Here is a 19,613-nt window from a genome sequence, read left to right on the forward strand (position 1 = left end):
GCCTTGCGCCCTTGAATATAAGCCTAGCCCAACGCCGTATCGAGAAACATCATGAGCCCGAAACCCAGCATCAGGCCCAGCGTCGCCGGGGTTTCGTGACCGTTACGGTGTGTCTCGGGAATCACTTCATGGGAGACGACGAAGATCATCGCGCCCGCCGCCAGGCCCAGGGCAATCGGGTAACCCAGCGCGAAGCCCGTGGAAATGCCGAGGCCCACGACCGCCCCCAAGGGCTCCATCAGCCCTGAGCCGACTGCGATCAGCGCCGCTCGCAACGTCGAGATCCCCGTCACTCGCAGCGCCAGGGCAATGGCCAATCCTTCGGGGATGTCCTGAATGGCAATGGCCGTGGTCAATGGGAAACCTACCTTCATGTCGCCATTGGCAAAACTGACGCCGATGGCCATGCCTTCCGGCAAGTTATGCAGCGTGATAGCCAACACGAACAGCCAGACCCGATTGATGCGCTGCGCTTGCGGCCCTCTGCGCCCGATCTTCTGGTGCTCATGGGGGACAAAGCGATCCAGCCCGATCATCAGTGCCACGCCCAGGCCCAACCCCAGGACCACGACACACGCCGCCAGCAGCTTGTTACCGCAAATTGCCTGCGCCGCCGCGATGCCCGGCAGGATGAGCGAGAAAGAACTGGCGGCGAGCATCATGCCGGCGGCGAACCCCAGCATGATGTCCTGGGTCCGTGCGGCAATGTCGCGCAAGACCACGGCTAACACCGCGCCGAGCGCGGTCGCGGCGAAACCCGAGACGCCGCCCAGGAACGCATACTTCAGGTTGACGCTGTCCGCCCCGGTCAAGGCGCTGTACCCGCTGACCAGCAGCAAAATGGTGACCCCCACCAAGGTCGACCAGAACAGAATACTCGGCCAACGGCTGCTTTTTCCTGGGTCAAACCAGGCACGCCATGGTGCTTTCACGGGCGAAGAATGTTCCGACATAAGGACACCTATTTTCCGTTGGAACGCTACGCCACACAAAAACCACGCCGAGAGGGACACTCACCCGGTGAAAGCCCCAATGCGCCGCCCACAGTTATCTGAAGGTGTTGTGCCTGAGAAAATTTTAAAAAGATTAGCCGCTCGCGACGGGCGGCATTGGAGAGCGGTTTTTGTGCGGTTTTTTCACCAGTCGTCGGCGCTCAATCAATCGATTCAAACTTTTGTCTGCCTGTAGATCTCCACCGTAGGCACGAGCGTTTTCATCGTTCGACCGTCTGCACAAACCCAAAGAAAAACGGGAAGCGGCATGACTCAAGCACAGAGGTCTGCCCCGTCGGAAGGCCGAGCGCAGGTTCTGCGCAGTGGGCTACCGCGGCAGGGATGCCGCGGTAGCCCGCCGCTACCGCAGAAACGGATATCCCCCCGAAAGCGTCACAACAACGAAAGCGTGTAGTTAATGATGAACCGATTCTGATCCACATCCCTCCCGGCATCCGTATTCGACTTGCCATTACGCAAACTGAACCCAAGCCCCTTGAGCGACCCCGATTGCAGCACGTAATCAAGCGTCATATCACGCTCCCACTCAGACTGATCCCCCGCATTTTGCGCCTTGATCCCCGTCCCCTTCAGATACGCGATCGTAGCCTTCAACCCCGGCACCCCCAACGGCGCGAAATCATAGCTGTACTGCCCAAAACTGGTCTCCTCACCCGCCCGGGCAAAGCTCTGGATCATCCGGTCCGTAGGCAGATAAACGCTACCACCACCCGCCCCCTTATCAATCAGGCTGCCCTGGTTCGGCTGTACAAAGTTGCTGCCATCACCCACCCGCTGATGCCCCACCGACACCGCATGACCACTGTTCGCATAGGTAACCATCGCCACCCAGGTGTTGTTGTCGATCTCACCGTTGTTATCCTCGGTAAAACCCGACACCCGATACCCTTGCGCCCTGCCCGCCGCAGAACTGTTGGCACCGGTCGACGTGGTACGGAAATAACGTAAGTCAGTGGTAAAGGAGCTTTTGCCATCGATCGGCAGCACATGGGTCAGGCCGAAGAAGTTCTGGTTGTAGAAGTCTTCCATCTGCGCAAAGTAATACTGCGCCTTCAAGTCCTTGGTGACGTTGTAGTCACCCCCGGCGAAATAGAACTTGTTGCTGTCCTGAGTGCTGCCCGCCACCGACAGTCCAGTGCGGTCAGTCGAAGCACGACCGACCGCGTGTTCAAGCACACCACTGGTCAACATCAGGCCATCGATGTCGTTCGAAGTGACCTGCGCACCCGTGAACGATTGCGGCAACACCCGGGCATCGTTCGAGATCAGGATCGGCAATTTCGGCAGCAATGTGCCATAGCGAAATTCGGTTTTTGAAATGCGCATCTTCGCGGTTGGGCCGAAGCTGCTCCAGGCATCCGCCGCGCCGTCGCCAGCGGTCGGGATCATGCCGCTGCCGTTGTGGCGGCCGGTCCCGCTGTCCAGCGTAACGCCAAGCAATGCCTGGGCATCGACCCCGAACCCGACCGTGCCTTGGGTAAACCCGGACTCGTAGCGCAACACAAAACCCTGCGCCGCCTCCTCGGTTTTCGAAGGCTCGGCCGCGCCGTCGCGGTTGTCGCTATTGAAATACAAGGTGCGCATCGACAGGCTGGCTTTGCTGTCTTCGAGAAAACCATGGCCGGCAGAGTCGGCTGCCTGTGCGCACATCGAACCGGTGGCCAACAAAAGTGCGGTGGGGATTGCTCGCTTGAACATACGGTGCTCCAGGGTGATTTTTTGTTTTTTTGAGTTCTTATGCGACCGCGATCCGCCCCTGGCACCCAACAGCGGCGCGCACAATCACGCGCTCCATGGGTGACCATGAGCCTTGAGGAAAGCGATCGGAGTGTTCGAGTTAGATCAAGTAAGAGAGACCCAAGGTCAGCGCAAACGCCACCACCGAAATAATGGTCTCAAGCACGGTCCAGGTCTTGAACGTCTGGGCAACGGTCATGTTGAAGTATTCCTTGATCAACCAGAAGCCGCCGTCGTTGACGTGGGAAAAAATTACCGAGCCGGCGCCGGTCGCCAGCACCAGCAGCTCCGGATGCGGATAACCCAGACCGATGGCCACCGGCGCGACGATGCCCGAGGCGGTGGTCATCGCCACCGTGGCGGACCCGGTCGCGATCCTCATCAACGCCGCAAACAGCCAGCCCATGATCAGCGGTGACAGGTGGAATTCATCGGCGAGGCTGACGATCTGGTTGGTCACGCCGGCGTCCACCAGAATCCGGTTCAAACCGCCGCCAGCGCCCACCAGCAAGGTGATGCTGGCGGTCGGTGCCAGGCATTCGTTGGTGAACTTGAGGATCGATTCGCGGTTGAAACCCTGGGCGATGCCGAGGGTCCAGAAACTCAGCAGTGTCGCCAGCAGCAGCGCGATCACCGAGTTGCCGATGAACAGCAGAAACTGGTTAAAGCCGCTGCCTGGTGTGGAAATCAGGTTGGCCCAGCCACCGATCAGCATCAGCACCACCGGCAACAGAATGGTCGCCATGGTGATGCCGAACCCCGGCAGGCTGTCGCGCGGTTCGCGGTCGAGAAACTGGCGTTCCAGCGGGTTCTCCGCCGGCAGTTGAATGCGCGGCACGATGAATTTGGCGTACAGCGGACCGGCAATGATCGCGGTCGGAATGCCGATCAGAATCGCGTACATCAACGTCTGCCCGACCGACGCCCCATACACCTGCACCGCCAGCATTGCCGCCGGGTGCGGCGGCACCAGCGCATGCACCACCGACAAGCCGGCGACCATCGGCAAGCCGACCATCAGGATCGACACGCCGACCCGGCGCGCCACGGTAAAGGCGATCGGCACCAACAACACAAAACCGACCTCGAAGAACAGCGGCAGCCCGACCAGAAACGCGATGCAGACCATGGCCCAGTGCGCATTCTTCTCGCCGAACCGGTCGATCAAGGTGCGCGCCACCTGCTCGGCACCGCCGGACTCGGCCATCATCTTGCCGAGCATGGTGCCCAGCGCCACCACCAGCGCGATGTGTCCCAGGGTCTTGCCGACCCCGGCCTCGTAGGCGCCGACCACGCCGGACGGCGGCATGCCCGCCAGCAAGGCGAGGCCGATGGACACGAGGGTGATGACAATGAACGGATTAAGTCGGTAACGGGCGATCAGAACGATCAGGGCAATGATGGCGATGGCGGCATACACCAGCAGCCAATAGCCGAAGGACAGGGTCATGCGGTACTCCTCGAAAGGGTCACGTCGAATGGGTTGTGAAACTCATAAAACATTTCGAGGCGTGATTTTCAAACGAGGCGAAACTAATTTTCGTAGAGGGATAAGGGTTGTCGCGCAGAGGCATGAAGCCTCGGTGTTTTTGAAACTGGGTCAGGCGGATTTTCATCACGCCTGACCCAAAACGTCAGGCTTTGGCGGCCATCGCGGTGACTTCCACGCGCATGCCTTCGACTGCCAGCGCGGCCACGCCGACGGCGGCACGAACCGGCCACGGCTTGGCGAAGAAGCGCTTGTACACTTCGTTGAACGCCGCGCGGTCGGCCATGTCGGTGAGGTAGATGGTCAGGTGCAGAACCCGGTCCATGGAACTGCCGGCGCCTTCTAGCGCGACCTTCAGCGCCTGCAACGTGCATTCGCTTTGCAGCGTGATGTCGCCCAGTTCCAGGCTGCCGTCGGCGCGGGTGGGAATCTGCGTGGAGACCAGAATGCCGCCGAAGCCGGTGACGTCGGAGGAGATGGAATCCGCGTCAGGATCAGGAGTAAACGCGATGTCTTGGTTTGCCATGGGGGATCTCGTGCTTGAGGAGGTAAAGAGGCGGTCGATGCCTTTTGCGCGGACAGTTTACAGCCCGCAGGCTGGAATGCATGCGCGGCTGCCCCCAGGAAAAAATCTCGAACTCCCTCCCAGGTGCTGCATCCAATGTGTAGGTCAACGGAGGTACGCACGATGAACAACGATGACAGTGTCAGTGACACCGAAAGGGATCGCAAAGACAGGGACGCCGAAGAGGTCGATGAAACAACGCCTCCCGAAGAGAATGAAGCCGAGGCGCTCCAACGGAAAATAGACGAGATAGAACGCAAAGTCGCGGATGGGAACTAGCGTGAAGGCCATCCCCGCGTGTGTTCAGCGGGGATGGCCGCATGCTCCGCACCTAGTTTGGGTCCAGCAACCCGCCACTCCAGTTGCGCGAAATCCGGCTTCCGGTGAATTTCGCGACCACCATGCCCTGCGACACCAGCCGGTCCCGGTAGCGAGTAACCATCCGCCCCGCTTGCTCGGCCACCAGCACCACTTCGGAAGACGGATCACCGGGCCGTCGCAGAATCCGCGCAAACCGTTGCCCTTCCTCGACGAAATCACCCAGTTCCTTTTCAAAGATCAGCACCCCGGGTTGCGGCGCGAGGATAGTTTCCATCTGCCCCATTTCCATCACTTCGACGGGCCAGTCAGCGGGTGACAGCGCTTCGTCGATGACCCCGTAACTGCACAGCCAAGCGTACAGCCCTGCGGCATCCTGCTCGGCCAACCGGTCACTGACATCGCCCTGCCCGCGCAACTCCAGGGTCGCGGCCATGCGCTGGTCGGTGACGCCTTCGCGCAGCCACGGCGCAATGATGGTTTCTTCAAAGGAGCCGTCGCCGCCGTCATCCCAGATGATCGCCACGTCCATCTTCATCGCCGCCGCCAGTTCGCGGCCACGGGGCCAGAAACGGCGGTGCACGTAGAGGTACGGCAAGGCTTCGTCATCGGTGTGCAGGTCGAGCATCACTTGCGCCGTGGACGCCAGTTGCACCAGTTTTTTCTGCCATTCCTGGACGTTGGTCGATGGTCGCTCCATCGCGGCCGACTGGTCGAACCCGCGGTTGAAGTTATGCCCGGTTGCATCGTGGAAACGACCGAGAATCCGTCCCTGGCGAAACTGCCCGATGCCCAGGGGATTGGCTTGCGGCACCACGGTCACATCCCCCTTGAGCCGGCCCTCGGCCTCGGCGACCTGAAGCCGTTGCATCAGCAGATGCAGCACCAGCATCCCGGCGATTTCGTCGGCATGCACCCCCGCCTGTAAATGCACCGTCGGCCCGCTGCCGTCGCCCTCGAAGCGCCAGGCGCCGACTTGCACCGCGTCGCCGTTATTGTTGCGAACACCGAACGAAATATCCTGCGCCATCTGCTTGTCCTCCCCCGTCTTGACCGTTAAAAACCGATGCATCGCTGCCGATACTGGAGATTGAACGCACGTTCAACTAAGCTCGCCAGCCAGGCACCGCACCCAAGGATTCCCTTGTGACAACCACCCCTCCTAAAAACCGTCGCGCAGAACCCGATGAGCGTCGCGAAATGCTGGTGGCCGCCACCTTGCGTTGCCTGGTCCGTGACGGGCATGCCGGCATTTCCGTGCGCCGCATTGCCACGGAGGCCGGGGTGTCCGTCGGCCTGCTCAATCACCATTTCGGCAGCATCGATGCGCTGATCGCCGACACTTATCAGAAGATCGCCAGCGAACTGACCACCGCCCTGCTCCAGGAAATCCAGCAGGCCGGCACGCCCGCCGAAAAGATGGACGCGTTCCTCAGCGGCTCTTTTTCGCCTCGGGTCATGGACCCTCAGTTGTTGGGCGCCTGGGTGGTGTTCTGGAGCCTGATTCGTCACTCCGAACACGTCAGCCAGTCCCACGAAAAAAGCTACAGCGCGTATCTCGATCTGCTGCGCCAGTTGCTGGATGACATGGCCGCCAGCGAAGGCTTCGTGATCCACGACACCCGTCTGGCCGCCATCGGTTTATCGGCGATGCTCGACGGACTCTGGATCGAGTGGTGCCTCAACCCCGAAACCTTCAGCCCCGCCAACGGCCTCCACATCTGTCGTTGCTGGATAAAGGGGCTGCGTCACGGAGCATTCAGCACCGACGACGTCCTGTGACGGGTGGCGACCGAAGATCATCGCCAGGGTGCCGCTGACCGCGATCAGCCCGGCACCGATCATCAGCGACACATCCATCAGCGTGCCCCAGATCAGGCTTGACAGCAGGAACGCCCAGATCAATCCGGTGTATTCGAACGGCGCCAGCAAGGTGGCGGTAGCTCGCTGAAAACTGGCGAACAGCAGGAACTGACCGATGCCGCCCACCAGCCCGGCAACCAGCATGCCCAGCCACGCCGGGGTCGGTGCCGGGGTGAACGTCCACGGCAATGCGACGGTCATGCACAGCACAAACACCACGTTGGTGATCAGCATCTGCTCCAGCACTGACGTCTGGTCATCCACCTGGCGCAACTGGATGTAAGTGAACGCCCAGCACATCGCCGCCAGCAGCGTCAGCACGATCGGCCACGGATCGGCGATGTTGCTCGGGCGACAGGCGATGATCACCCCGACAAACCCGAGGATCAGGGAAAACCACTGCCAGCCGCTGGCCCGTTCCTTGAGAATCACCGCCGCCAGCACCGTGACCATGATCGGCGCGGAAAAATACAGGGTGGTCATTTCCGCCAGCGACAGGTCCCGGGCGGCCGTGTAATACAGCAGCCAGGCGACAATCGACAGCAAACCGCGCACCACCAGCAAGCGTCGGCTCGGCGAACGCCAGGCGCGCTGGACCAGGCGCAGACGCCCCGCCAACAGACACGCGACGACCACCACCAGGCTGCGCCAGAACAGGATGGTGACCACCGAATAATCGGCCACCAGCCACTTGATGACCGCGTCCTGCAACGTCAGGAACGCGTACCCCAGGGTGCACAGGCCAATGCCCTGCAGCGACCGGTCGACGACCTGCGACGTGCTCATTACACCGACCTGCGCACGGGCGTCCCGCGCCGTTCGGCCAAGGCAAACAGCGCCTCGATCAGGAACGTCAGGCAGACATAGACCCCGGCCACCAGCAACAGCGGCTCATAAACCTGCAGGGTTTGCGCCCGCACCACGTTGGCGGCGCCCAGTAGATCGACAATCGCAATCGTCGAGGCCAGGGCTGTGGATTTCAGCAACATCACGGTCTCCCCGGCCAGTGTCGGCAACAGCAACCGCAGCGCCCGAGGCAGGCGCACCCGCAGCAGCGATTGACGCGGCGTCATGCCAAACGCCGAGGCCGCTTCCATCTCGCCTTTGGGCACCGCCAACAGACCGCCGCGAATCACTTCGCCGACATAGGCCCCCACCGATACCACCAGGGCGAACACGATGTACCAGTAGCCATCACGCAAATATGGCCAGAGAAAACTGCCGCGTATCAGCGGGAACTGCGCAAACAGGCTGCCTAGCCCGTAGTAGAAGATGTAGATCTGGATCAGCAACGGCGTGCCGCGGGTCACGCTGGTGTAGAACAGGCTGACCTTGGCGATCACTTTGTTTTTCGAGATCCGCGCCAGCGCCACCAGCACCGCCAGCGCAAAACCGAACACGCTGGAAATCAACAGGATGGTGATGGTCGTTTGCAGCCCCCGGCCCAACAGCGCCGCGTATTCAACTATCCACGCTGGAATCATTTCATTCACTCAGCCAAAGGCATCCAGCGACGAATACGCCGCTCGAGCCGTCCAGACAGATAGTTGGACACCAACGTCACCGCGTAATACAACGCTGCAGCCGTGAGGTAGAACAACAAGTAATGACGCGTCGAGCCCGCGCCTTGCTTGGCGGTGTACAACAGCTCATTGGTGCCGACCACGCTGATCAAGGCGCTGTCCTTGATCAGGTTGATCCACAGGTTGGCCATCCCGGCCATCGCATACGGCGCCATGATCGGCAGCGTGACGCGGCGGAACAGGCCGAAACCGCTCAGGCCGAACGCCTTCGCCGCCTCGATCTGGCCGAAGGGAATCGCCTGGATCGCCGCGCGGAAAATCTCCGAGGCGTAGGCGCCCTGCACCAGTCCCAGCACCACGATGGCGGCCAGCGGACCGCTGACATTCACGGTGCCGTAACCCATCTGGGTCATCAGCGAATTGAGGAGCATGGAGCCGACGTAGTACAGCAACAGGATCAGCAGCAACTCCGGAATCGCGCGGAACAAGGTGGTGTAACCGCGCATCAGCGCAGCAATTGGTTTTGGCGCGCCGAGCTTCAGGCAGGCCACCACCAGACCGATGAACAGCCCGAGCACAAAGGCCCCGGCCGATATTTGCAGGGTCATCCAGAGCCCCTTCAACAGCGCACCGCCCCATCCTGTTTCGCTGAAGTTGATCAATTCGAACATGGCTGGCATTTCAGTCTCCGGTTAGCGCAATCACTGTCTGATGCAATCCCCTGTGGGAGCGGGCTTGCTCGCGATGGGGCCCTTGAGGCCGCCAAAAGCATCGCGGGCAAGCCCGCTCCCACAGGGATTTGTGTTCAGGTCAGAACGCGGGTTTCACGCTGGTACCGAAGTAGTGCTGGGACAGGTCGTCATAGTCTTTGCTGGCCAGTAAAGAGGAGATGGCCTTGTCGAGTTTGGCCTTGAGTTCGGCGTCATCCTTGCGCAGACCGGCGCCCACGCCCTTGCCGAAGATCGGGTCATACGGCACGGCGCCCAGATACTCGAGGTTGCTGTTGCGGGCATCCGGGGTCTGGACGAAAGCCGCCATGGCCGTACCGTCCGCCATCATCAGGTCGATGCGCCCGGCAATCAGATCGGCGTTGGCCGAGTCCTGGGTGTCGTAATACTTCACGTCAGCGATTTTTTCGTAGTACTGCTTGAGGTAGCTCGCGCTCACCGTCGAGTTCTGCACACCGATGATCTTGCCCTTGAGGTCATCCGGATACTTTTTCACCGACGCGCCTTTGGGCCCGACAATCGCAATCACAGAGTCGTAATACGCTTTGCTGAAGGCGATCTGTTTTTCCCGTTCTTCTGTCACCGACATCGAAGAGAAAATCACGTCGATCTTCTTCGCCAGCAACGACGGAATGATCCCGTCCCACGCCACTTCCTTGATCTCGCACTCGGCTTTCATTTCGCTGCACAGCTTGTGGATCAGATCGACTTCAAAGCCTTTCCACTCACCGTTGGCCTGCTTCTCGGTGTACGGCGGATAGGGTTCCGCTGCGACCGCGAACCTGATCGGCTGGGCCTGGGCTGCGCTCATCCCGGCCAGCAACACGCAAGCCACGCCCGTCATCCAGTTTGCCAAACGTCGATTTCCCATGATTTTGCCCCGTCTTTTTATGATGTTTTCAGCGAGTCTGATGAGCGTTGACGAACTGCCGGCAACGCTCGCTGCGTGGGTGTACGAACACTTCGTCCGGCGAACCGGTTTCCTCGATCAGCCCTTGGTGCAAGTAGGCGACTTTGGAAGAGACATCGCGGGCAAACGCCATTTCATGAGTCACCAGAATCATGGTCCGGCCTTCTTCCGCGAGGGAGCGGATCACCCGCAGCACTTCGCCGACCAGTTCCGGGTCGAGTGCCGAGGTGGGTTCATCGAACAGCATGACCTTGGGCCGCATGGCCAGGGCCCGGGCGATGGCCACCCGTTGTTGCTGTCCCCCGGAAAGAAACGCCGGGTACTCGTTGCGCTTGGCTGATAGCCCCACGCGTTCGAGCAAGGCTTCGGCCCGCTCGGTGGCCTCCGCACGGCTTTCACGCAGGACCTGGGTCGGCGCTTCGATGAGGTTTTCCAGCACCGTGCGATGGGGCCAGAGGTTGAAGTTCTGGAACACCATGCCCAGGCTGGAACGGATGCGCACCAGTTGCTTGGCATCCTTCACCAGCGGTGCACCGGGACGGTCGAAGTTCAGGTGGATGCTTTCGCCGTCCACCAGAATGCGCCCCTGGTCCGGCACTTCGAGCATGTTGATGCAGCGCAGCAAGGTACTTTTGCCCGAGCCGCTGGCACCGATCAGCGAGATCACATCGCCTTCACGGGCCGTCAGGGAAACGCCTTTGAGCACCTCGATATTGCCGAAGCGTTTGTGCAGGCCATCGACCTCGATCATGGTCTTGGCCTTGATCGGTTCAACCGCCACTTCGCAGGTAACACGGCTGATCACCGGACGCGGCGCTTCACCTTTCAACACCAGGACAAAGTCGCGGATGCGCTGGCAGGCTTGGGCCAGTCGTTCTTCACCCAGGGTGAATGAAAGCCGCACAAAGCCTTGGGCCGGCTCGCCGAAAGCGGCCGCGTCCAGCACCGAGACGCGCGCCTCACGCAACAGCCGCCAGGCGAACTCCAGAGAAGTCAGGCCGGTTTCTCGCACGTCCACCAGCACGAACATGCCGGCATCGGGGTTGAGCACTGAAATGCCCGGGCACTCCGACAGGCTGGTCACCACCAGATCGCGGCGACGCCGATAGATGTCGCGCATGCCGTGGGTCACGTCTTCATGGGCCTGAACCGCCTTGAGCGCGGCCTCCATGACAAAGCCCGGCAAACCGTAAAGCATGCTCAACACCAGGGTTTCGGCGTGCGCCACGAGGGCTTCATCGGCGACGATCCAGCCGGTACGCCAGCCGGTCATGGCGTGGGATTTCGACAGGCTGCCGACCACCACGCAACGTTCGGCCATGCCCGGCAACGCCGCCAGGCTGAGGTGCTCGCGTTCGAAGGTCAGGCTCTCATAGACCTCGTCCACCACGACCCACAGGTCATGCTGAATGGCGAGGTCGGCAATGGCTTGCAGCTCTTCGCGGTTGAGCACCACGCCGGTAGGGTTATTCGGATTGGAGAAGAACAGCGCCCGGGTGCGCGGGGTGATGGCCTTGGCCAGCACGGCGGCATCGAGGCGAAAACCTGAATCCGCCGCGCACGGCACGCGTACCAACGTGGCGCCGGAAGCCTTGAGCGTCGCCTCGTAGGTCACATACATCGGGTCCAGGGCAATCACTTCGTCGCCGGTATTGAGCAGGCACATCGAGGTGATGAACAGCGCGTTCTGTGCCCCCGCCGCGATGATCACGTTGGGTGCCGTCACCTCGCGGTCGAACAGCAAGCTGTATCGGGTGGCGATGGCTTCTCGCAACGCCTGGCGCCCGGCGATTTCGGTGTAGTGGGTGTCCCCTTCGCGCAGCGCATGAATCGCGGCATCGGTGATGAAATCGGGGGTGGGAAAATCCGGATCGCCGACGCTGAGAATGATCACATCCTCACCACGGCGTTGGGCTTCAAAGGCCGCATTGTGAATATCCCAGGCGGCAACGCCGTCGCCTGAAATCCGCTCAACAAAGGGTGAAAACCGCATGCCAGTGCCTCGTTCGAATAGAAGAAACGCAAGCCCGCGCTACCAGCCGGGGAGGTGGAACGAACATAGTCGAAGCTGAACACTCGTTCAACAGAAAAGTGACCAGGGTTCGCGTTCAGCGTAAACAGGTCGTTTTTACGACAGTCGTGCCGTTTCCAGGCCGACAAAACGAAAGGCTTCGACAAGCGGCTCGCCGCCGTCGACAAGACGTTTAAAAGCCAGTTGCTAGCCATCTGCCATCAACCGATAATCCTGCCCCCGCAAACACTCACGCAAGGAAACGCCGTGAAAAAGTCCCTACTGTTAGTCCCCCTGTTCGCCCTGTTGCTGCAAGGTTGTGGCGTGACCATGACCCGTTATGAGCCGAGCTTCGAAAACGTCCAACAACTCAAGCAGACTCCACCCCTGCAATCGATCAGCAATGCTCAGGTCAAGGCAGATGCCGGTCAGGGCTCGTTGACTGTCCGGGCCAACCCGATCAGCTCGCCGAGTGGCAGCATCACGCAACATATACAGGATGCCATTACCGAAGAGCTGGGCCGGGCGGGCCTGGTGAACCCGCAAGCTCAGCGACATCTGGATGTGTTGGTGGTCAAGAATGAGCTGACTGCAGGCATGGGCACCGGAACGGGCCAGCTTGCGGCGCGCTTTACGTTGCTCAAGGGTAATGAGGTGGTTTACGACGCGACCAAAGATGTCAGCCGCCAGTGGGACAGTAGCTTTTTCGGCGCCATCGCGATTCCCAATGCCGCCAATGCCTACAACCCGATGGTTCGTGATTTGCTGAAGACGTTGTACAGCGACCCGCAGTTCATTCAAGCCCTCAAGTAAGGGCAAAAAAAAGAGCCGCTTGTGCGGCTCTTGTTTTTTGTCAGGCACGCGGCACGTTTGCATCGAGTGCCGAGTACTTCAGGCTTTTGCTCTCGACGACTTGCTTGAGCAGCGCATTGACCTGGCGGCTGAAGGTATCGCTGATTGCCTCTTTCGGGGTGTTGGCCATCAACGGCACAAACCAGATGCCCATCCAGGTATTGATCCCGTCATGGTTGCTCGCGGTTGTCAGCGTCTGCCCTTGCGAATCCAGCGTCTCCAGGCTCATGGTGTATTGGTCGGTCGCCATGGTCGGAATGACGGTAAACGTCAGGCCGCTGATAAAGGCCATGACCATCTGACCACCGCCCGGTGGATGGTTGTAAACCTTCAAGCGCAGGTTGTAATCACCCGGCTGCTTCTGGAACTCGTCCAGCGTGACGCGACCGAACAGACCGGAATCGCTCAGCACTTTTTGCAGTTCGGGTTTTAGCATGTCGCGTGCTTGCGGCATTTCGACGGCTGAAGCGCTTTTCGGCTCGCCTTGATAGAAATCGAAGTCTACATAGACGTTCGGTTTGTTCGAATAACTGGACATCGACGGCAGGTTGACCGGAGCGACTTCGTCTTTGGTGAAGCTGGCGCAACCACTTAGCCCGAGCACCAAGGCCAACCCTAGAACTTTCCCAAATTGCATGACAACTCCCTTAGATGATGGCATAGCGCCTCCATGCGGGAGGCTGGCCGCGATTCTAGAGCGTTGTCAGCGATTGTAAAAGGCCATCACTTAAAAACGAGCTGCCTCACGCCCACCCTTCCAGCCGCAACGTGGCCCTGACCAGACGCTGCTCTTCGCTTTCGATTTCCCTGAGGTTCTCGCAGATGCTCTGGATGTGCGCGATGGCGGCCTTGCGCGCCTGCTCGGGCATGCGACCGGTCACGGCGTTGTAGAGCCGGGCGTGCTGCCGGTCGATCTGGCGCTTTTGCGGTGCGCGGTGGTAGAGGTTGTTGACCGAGGCGAACACCGTGTTGAGCAGCAAATCTGTCAGCGAGCGCAAGGTTTGCACCAGCACCGGGTTGTGCGAGGCCTCGCAAATCGCCAAGTGAAAGGCATGATCGAGCCGCGCGTGTTCGCTCGCTTCCATCGACCGCGTGTGAGCATCGAGCAAGGCTTCATAGCTGCGGGTGATGAGGACAAAATCCGCCTCGGTGCCCCGTAAGGCGGCCAGCCGAGCGGACTCGCCTTCCAGCAGGCTGCGCACCTCGAACAAATCGTAGAGCGTGCGCGGTTGCGAGCTGAACAAATGCATCAGCGGCGATGCGGCCCCCTGCCCCGACAGATCCGCGACAAACGATCCCTTGCCCTGCTCCGTCTTGATAATCCCCCGGGCTCGCAGCAATTTCAGGCCCTCGCGCAGCGCGGTGCGCGAGACGCCGAGCTTTTCGGTCAGGCGCCGTTCCGAGGGCAACAGCTGCCCGGTCTTGAGGACCCCGTCCACGATCAGGCGCTCTATGCGTTCACAGACCACGTCTGCGACTTGAGGATTGCGGGTCACTTGCGCACTGTCCATCGAGCCTCCAACTGGTATGACCAGCGTTGCCGGCAAAACCCGACACGTTCGAATACAACTCTAACTGCCTGTTTAGACGCTTATTTTTTCCATGAACTCGGAAATCACCGCCAAGGAACTGGTTCGACCACTCAAACAACCCATGGACAGTAGGACGCGCCAGGCCAATGATGCAAGTGAGCTTTCACCAGAAACAGGCCTCTAATAAAAACAACGGAGGGTCGTGAACTGCCTATGAACATCCTCTACGATGAGCGCGTCGACGGCGTTCTGCCTGATGTCGACCGAGCGGCACTGCTCCAGGCATTGCGCACTCGCTTGCCAGGCCTGGAAGTCCTGCATCAGCAGGAAGAACTCAAGCCGTACGAATGCGACGGACTTTCCGCTTACCGCACCACGCCGATGCTGGTGGTGCTGCCGCGCCATCTCGACGAAGTCCAGGGCGTGCTTAAACTCTGCCATGAATTTCACGTCCCGGTGGTCGCTCGCGGCGCCGGCACCGGGTTGTCCGGCGGTGCGTTACCGCTGGAGAAAGGCGTGCTGCTGGTGATGGCGCGCTTCAATAACATCCTGCACATCGACCCTGCCGCACGCACGGCCCGGGTCCAGCCGGGTGTGCGCAACCTGGCAATTTCCCAGGCCGCCGCGCCGTTCGGCTTGTACTACGCGCCGGATCCCTCCTCGCAGATCGCCTGTTCCATCGGCGGCAACGTCGCCGAAAACGCCGGCGGCGTGCATTGCCTGAAATACGGCCTGACCGTGCACAACCTGCTCAAAGTCGACATCCTCACCGTCGATGGCGAACACCTGAGCCTGGGCTCCGAAGCGCTCGACTCCCCGGGTTTTGATCTGCTGGCGTTGTTCACCGGTTCCGAAGGCATGCTCGGGGTGATCACCGAAGTCACGGTCAAACTGCTGCCCAAACCGCAAACCGCCAAGGTGCTGCTGGCGGCGTTCGATTCCGTTGAAAAAGCCGGTCGCGCCGTGGGCGATATTATTGCCGCCGGCATCATTCCCGGTGGCCTGGAGATGATGGACAACCTGGCCATTCGCGCCGCCGAAGATTTTATCCACGCGGGGTATCCGGTCGACGCCGAAGCCATTCTGCTGTGCGAACTCGATGGCGTCGAAGCCGACGTTCACGATGACTGCGACCGCGTGCGCCAAGTGCTGGAACAGGCCGGCGCCACCGAAGTGCGCCAGGCAAAAGATGAAGCCGAACGCGTGCGCTTCTGGGCCGGGCGCAAGAATGCGTTCCCGGCGGTGGGTCGCCTCTCGCCGGATTATTACTGCATGGACGGCACGATCCCGCGCCGCGAACTGCCCGGTGTGCTGCAGGCGATTGCTGCGCTGTCGGCTGAATACGACCTGCGCGTGGCCAACGTTTTCCACGCCGGCGACGGCAACATGCACCCGCTGATTCTGTTCGATGCCAACCAGCCCGGCGAACTCGATCGCGCCGAAGCCCTGGGCGGAAAGATCCTCGAATTGTGCGTGAAAGTCGGCGGCAGCATCACCGGTGAACACGGGGTCGGCCGCGAGAAAATCAATCAGATGTGTGCGCAGTTCAACAGTGATGAGCTGACGCTGTTCCATGCCGTCAAAGCCGCGTTCGATCCGGGTGGCCTGCTCAATCCGGGCAAGAACATTCCAACCTTGCACCGCTGCGCCGAGTTCGGCGCGATGCATGTCCACATGGGTCAGTTGCCCTTCCCGGACCTGGAGCGTTTCTGATGCGTAGCGAACACGATATCGATGACAGCGACAGCCTGCTGGAGCAGGTCAACCTGGCTCTGCAAAACGCCATCCCGTTGCGCATCCAGGGCTCCAACAGCAAAGCGTTCCTGGGCAGGATCGCGGCGGGAGAAGTCCTCGACACGCGCAGCCACCGCGGCATCGTCAGCTACGACCCGACCGAACTGGTAATCACCGCACGCTGCGGCACGCCACTGTCTGAATTGGCCGTGGTGTTGGACGCGGCGCAGCAGATGCTGCCGTGCGAACCGCCCTCCTTCGGTGACGGCGCCACCGTGGGCGGAATGATTGCCAGCGGGTTGTCGGGACCGCGGCGTCCGTGGTCAGGATCGGTCCGGGACTTCGTCCTCGGGACACGGGTCATCACCGGCCACGGCAAGCATTTGCGCTTCGGCGGCGAGGTCATGAAAAACGTCGCCGGCTACGACCTGTCGCGCTTGATGGCGGGCAGTTATGGCTCCCTTGGCGTGATCACCGAAGTCTCGCTGAAGGTGCTGCCCAAACCTCGGCAAGCGTTAAGCATCAGTCTGGAAATGGACAGTGATCGCGCCTTGCTGCGCCTCGCCGAATGGGGCCAGCAACCGCTGCCGATCAGCGCTGCGTGTCACGACGGTCAGCGCCTGCACCTGCGGCTTGAAGGTGGCGAAGGCTCGGTGAAAGCGGCGCATGACCGCTTGGGTGGCGAGTTGCTGGAGGGTTCGTATTGGGCGGATCTCAACGAACATCGGTTGAGTTTCTTTGATGAAGACCAGCCGCTCTGGCGCTTGTCCGTCCCGCACAACACCCCACGGCTTTCCCTGCCCGGCCTGCAAATGATCGACTGGGGCGGCGCCCAGCGCTGGCTTAAATCAGATGCGGAAGCCGCGTTCATTCGCAAAGTCGTCGATGAAGTCGGCGGGCATGTGACCTGCTACAGCCACGGCTTGATCGACAGCCCGTTCCAACCGCTGCCCGCAGCACTGATGCGCTACCACCGCAACTTGAAGGACCAACTTGATCCCCGGGGCCTCTTCAACCCCGGTCGCCTGTACGCGGAGCTTTGACCCATGCAGACCACCTTGAGCGAACAGGCCCGCCAACTGCCCCGCGCCGAAGAAGCTGAAAGCATTCTGCGCACCTGCGTGCATTGCGGCTTCTGCAATGCCACCTGCCCGACCTATCAACTGCTCGGCGATGAACTGGACGGACCGCGCGGGCGCATCTACCTGATCAAGCAAGTGCTGGAAGGCAACGAGGTCACCCAGAAGACTCAACAACATCTGGATCGCTGCCTGTCATGCCGTAATTGCGAAACCACCTGCCCCTCGGGCGTCGACTATCACAACTTGCTCGACATCGGCCGCGCGGTGGTCGATGCAGCGGTGCCGCGCTCACTCGACCAGCGCTTGTTGCGCGAAGGCCTGCGCGGCATCGTGCCCAATCCGGGGCTGTTCAAAGCATTGGTCAGCAGCGGCCAGGTGTTCCGTGCGCTGCTGCCCAACACGCTGGGAGCCAAGTTGCCGCGCCACGTGTATCCGGCCAAACAACGCCCGACCGCCCGCCACACCCGGCAAGTGCTGATGCTTGAAGGCTGCGTGCAGCCGAGTCTGTCGCCGAACACCAACGCGGCCACCGCGCGTGTCCTGGATCGACTGGGGATCAGCGTTATGCCGGCTCGCGAGGCCGGGTGCTGCGGCGCGGTCGATTATCACCTGGACGCACAAGCGGCCGGCCTTGATCGCGCGCGCCGCAATATCGACGCGTGGTGGCCGAGCATTGAGCAAGGCGCCGAGGCAATTGTGCAAACCGCCAGCGGTTGCGGCGCCTTCATCAAGGACTACGGCCACCTGCTCAGCGCCGATCCGGCGTATGCCGAGAAGGCCAGGAAGGTCAGTGCGTTGGCCAGGGATCTGGTTGAAGTACTGCGCGACGAGCCGCTGGAAACGCTCGGCATCCACAGCGACCAACGCCTGGCGTTTCATTGCCCCTGTACCTTGCAGCACGCACAAAAGCTCGGCGGAGCGGTTGAAGCGCTGCTGACGAGGCTGGGTTTCAACCTGACGTTCGTTCCTGATGGTCATCTGTGTTGCGGCTCAGCGGGCACCTATTCGTTGACCCAACCGGAGCTGTCCCGGCAACTGCGCGACAACAAACTCAATGCGCTGGAAAGCGGTCATCCCGAAGTCATTGTCACGGCCAATATCGGCTGTCAGTCGCACCTCGACGGGGCGGGCCGAACCCCGGTCCGGCACTGGATCGAGCTGGTCGAAGCCGCGTTGCCCCCATCGAGCCCCGGAGTATTCCCATGAAAAGCAAAGCCGTACTGAGCCAGACCGAAGTCAGCCGGATTCTCAGCGCCGCCCGCAGTGAAGCGCAGAACAATCAATGGGCCGTGACCATCGTGATTGTCGACGATGGAGGCCATCCTCTGGCCCTGGAACGCCTTGACGGTTGCGCGCCGATCGGCGCCTACATCGCCACCGAAAAGGCCCGCACTTCCGCCCTTGGCCGGCGTGAATCGAAGGGTTATGAAGAGATGGTCAACGGAGGACGGTCCGCGTTTTTGTCGGCGCCGTTGCTGACTTCCCTTGAAGGTGGCGTGCCTATTATTGTCGACGGTCAGGTGATTGGCGCGGTGGGTGTGTCTGGCGTCAAGGCCGAGCAGGATGCGCAAGTGGCCAAGGCCGGGGCGCAGTGCCTGAATTGAGATAAATCTAATCAACGCCACAGAACCTGTGGGAGCGAGCTTGCTCGCGATAGCGAACTTGTATTCAACGCAGATGTTGTCTGACAGTTCGCTATCGCGAGCAAGCTCGCTCCCACAGGTTCTGCGTTGTTCCAGGCGCCGACTGGCATCAGCCCTCACCCCACTCTTTTCACTTACGCGCCAACTTGTACCGCACGCACTCCTCATAAAAACTCTGCCGGACATCCGCCGGCTTGAATCGCGACTTGCTGTCGTAGGTCTGCTCGGTGATGCCCATCGCCATCATGCGCATCCACGCCTTGTTGAATTTGTACGCCTGAATCTTCTGCCGGGCGGCATACAGCGAGACCCCGGCCAGCTTCAGTTCCTGGGCCCTCGCTGCCGTTCCCGCTCCCCAGCTGCACATATACCGATCATTGGAGGCCAGCTCCTTTGCCTGGGCAGTGGCTGCAACGCTGGCCAGGGCAAACGAGATCATCGTGACAAATACACTTCGCAATTGCATTCCGCCTAACCACCTGAAAATGAAGTGATTTTGGCGACAACTTTGAAGCTTCGGGGCCAGCAAAATGCCTCTTTTGCCAGTTAACGGTGGATCGCTTCACACGGTTGCCTGGCTACCCAAACCCTGTGACGCCGACAAGCTGCTGGA

General features: G+C 60.8%; 19 protein-coding genes and 1 pseudogene. 7 read left to right on the forward strand and 13 right to left on the reverse strand.

The features are described 5' to 3' along the window. Positions 1-23: 23 nt before the first annotated feature. The 4 genes from DJ564_RS20170 to DJ564_RS20185 all read right to left on the reverse strand — a co-directional run bounded on the left by DJ564_RS20170 (position 24) and on the right by DJ564_RS20185 (position 4,765). Positions 24-953: a ZIP family metal transporter gene (locus DJ564_RS20170; RefSeq protein WP_109632734.1), complete on the reverse strand. Its 930-nt coding sequence runs from the start codon at positions 951-953 to the stop codon at positions 24-26. A gap of 432 nt (positions 954-1,385) precedes the next feature. After that, positions 1,386-2,711, reverse strand: coding sequence for an OprD family porin (locus DJ564_RS20175; protein ID WP_109632736.1), 1,326 nt, complete (start codon positions 2,709-2,711; stop codon positions 1,386-1,388). 139 nt (positions 2,712-2,850) lie between these two features. Then, positions 2,851-4,200, reverse strand: coding sequence for a gluconate:H+ symporter (locus DJ564_RS20180; protein ID WP_109632738.1), 1,350 nt, complete (start codon positions 4,198-4,200; stop codon positions 2,851-2,853). A 184-nt stretch (positions 4,201-4,384) separates the two neighbouring features. Continuing rightward, complete coding sequence (locus tag DJ564_RS20185) at positions 4,385-4,765, reverse strand: RidA family protein (protein ID WP_109632739.1); 381 nt, start codon at positions 4,763-4,765, stop codon at positions 4,385-4,387. A gap of 162 nt (positions 4,766-4,927) precedes the next feature. On the opposite strand from DJ564_RS20185, the gene DJ564_RS32190 reads away from it, so the two are divergent. Further along, the gene (locus tag DJ564_RS32190) at positions 4,928-5,083 is read left to right on the forward strand and encodes a hypothetical protein (protein WP_178082311.1); all 156 of its coding nucleotides are present in this window, start codon (positions 4,928-4,930) and stop codon (positions 5,081-5,083) included. A gap of 52 nt (positions 5,084-5,135) precedes the next feature. On the opposite strand, the gene DJ564_RS20190 is transcribed toward DJ564_RS32190, so the two are convergent. Then, positions 5,136-6,152: a succinylglutamate desuccinylase/aspartoacylase family protein gene (locus tag DJ564_RS20190; protein WP_109632741.1), complete on the reverse strand. Its 1,017-nt coding sequence runs from the start codon at positions 6,150-6,152 to the stop codon at positions 5,136-5,138. Positions 6,153-6,322: 170 nt separating this feature from the next. Between DJ564_RS20190 and DJ564_RS20195 the strand changes: the two are divergent. After that, positions 6,323-6,808: pseudogene (locus DJ564_RS20195) on the forward strand (TetR family transcriptional regulator C-terminal domain-containing protein); the annotation flags it as partial. Here the strand turns inward: DJ564_RS20195 and DJ564_RS32515 are convergent. From DJ564_RS32515 to DJ564_RS32650, 5 genes are all read right to left on the reverse strand, one after another. Continuing rightward, a complete protein-coding gene (locus DJ564_RS32515; protein WP_109632744.1) occupies positions 6,764-7,771 on the reverse strand; it encodes a DMT family transporter in 1,008 nt (335 codons plus the stop codon). The pseudogene DJ564_RS20195 and the gene DJ564_RS32515 sit on opposite strands and share 45 nt — an antisense overlap. Next, entirely contained in the window at positions 7,771-8,469 is a 699-nt protein-coding gene (locus DJ564_RS20205; protein WP_109636133.1) for an ABC transporter permease, read from the reverse strand. The genes DJ564_RS32515 and DJ564_RS20205 overlap by 1 nt, the downstream gene beginning before the upstream one ends. Before the next feature lie 5 nt (positions 8,470-8,474). Further along, positions 8,475-9,188: an ABC transporter permease gene (locus tag DJ564_RS20210; protein WP_109632746.1), complete on the reverse strand. Its 714-nt coding sequence runs from the start codon at positions 9,186-9,188 to the stop codon at positions 8,475-8,477. A gap of 130 nt (positions 9,189-9,318) precedes the next feature. Next, complete coding sequence (locus DJ564_RS20215; protein WP_109632747.1) at positions 9,319-10,107, reverse strand: transporter substrate-binding domain-containing protein; 789 nt, start codon at positions 10,105-10,107, stop codon at positions 9,319-9,321. 28 nt (positions 10,108-10,135) lie between these two features. Beyond that, the gene (locus tag DJ564_RS32650; protein WP_109632749.1) at positions 10,136-12,139 is read right to left on the reverse strand and encodes an aminotransferase class I/II-fold pyridoxal phosphate-dependent enzyme; all 2,004 of its coding nucleotides are present in this window, start codon (positions 12,137-12,139) and stop codon (positions 10,136-10,138) included. A 285-nt stretch (positions 12,140-12,424) separates the two neighbouring features. Between DJ564_RS32650 and DJ564_RS20225 the strand changes: the two genes are divergently transcribed. Next, a complete protein-coding gene (locus DJ564_RS20225; RefSeq protein WP_109632750.1) occupies positions 12,425-12,970 on the forward strand; it encodes a hypothetical protein in 546 nt (181 codons plus the stop codon). 40 nt (positions 12,971-13,010) lie between these two features. On the opposite strand, the gene DJ564_RS20230 is transcribed toward DJ564_RS20225, so the two are convergent. After that, positions 13,011-13,646 (reverse strand): hypothetical protein, encoded by a 636-nt coding sequence (locus DJ564_RS20230; RefSeq protein WP_109632752.1) that lies wholly within the window; start codon positions 13,644-13,646, stop codon positions 13,011-13,013. A gap of 106 nt (positions 13,647-13,752) precedes the next feature. Further along, positions 13,753-14,520, reverse strand: a complete 768-nt coding sequence (gene glcC, locus DJ564_RS20235; RefSeq protein WP_109632754.1) for a transcriptional regulator GlcC — start codon at positions 14,518-14,520, stop codon at positions 13,753-13,755. Between the two features lie 234 nt (positions 14,521-14,754). Between glcC and glcD the strand changes: the two genes are divergently transcribed. From glcD to DJ564_RS20255, 4 genes are read left to right on the forward strand one after another with little or no spacing between them, the layout of a single operon-like run. Then, positions 14,755-16,254, forward strand: a complete 1,500-nt coding sequence (gene glcD / locus DJ564_RS20240) for a glycolate oxidase subunit GlcD (protein ID WP_109632755.1) — start codon at positions 14,755-14,757, stop codon at positions 16,252-16,254. Next, on the forward strand, positions 16,254-17,318 hold the full coding sequence (gene glcE, locus DJ564_RS20245) for a glycolate oxidase subunit GlcE (RefSeq protein WP_109632757.1): 1,065 nt from the start codon (positions 16,254-16,256) through the stop codon (positions 17,316-17,318). Before glcD ends, glcE begins: the two co-directional genes overlap by 1 nt. Before the next feature lie 3 nt (positions 17,319-17,321). Beyond that, the gene (gene glcF, locus DJ564_RS20250; protein WP_109632759.1) at positions 17,322-18,563 is read left to right on the forward strand and encodes a glycolate oxidase subunit GlcF; all 1,242 of its coding nucleotides are present in this window, start codon (positions 17,322-17,324) and stop codon (positions 18,561-18,563) included. Then, complete coding sequence (locus DJ564_RS20255) at positions 18,560-18,961, forward strand: heme-binding protein (RefSeq protein WP_109632761.1); 402 nt, start codon at positions 18,560-18,562, stop codon at positions 18,959-18,961. The genes glcF and DJ564_RS20255 overlap by 4 nt, the downstream gene beginning before the upstream one ends. Positions 18,962-19,130: 169 nt before the next feature. Here the strand turns inward: DJ564_RS20255 and DJ564_RS20260 are convergent, their stop codons facing one another. After that, a complete protein-coding gene (locus DJ564_RS20260) occupies positions 19,131-19,439 on the reverse strand; it encodes a hypothetical protein (RefSeq protein ID WP_371922084.1) in 309 nt (102 codons plus the stop codon). Positions 19,440-19,613 lie beyond the last annotated feature (174 nt).

It is taken from the genome of Pseudomonas sp. 31-12 (assembly GCF_003151075.1).
Classification (GTDB): Bacteria; Pseudomonadota; Gammaproteobacteria; order Pseudomonadales; family Pseudomonadaceae; genus Aquipseudomonas.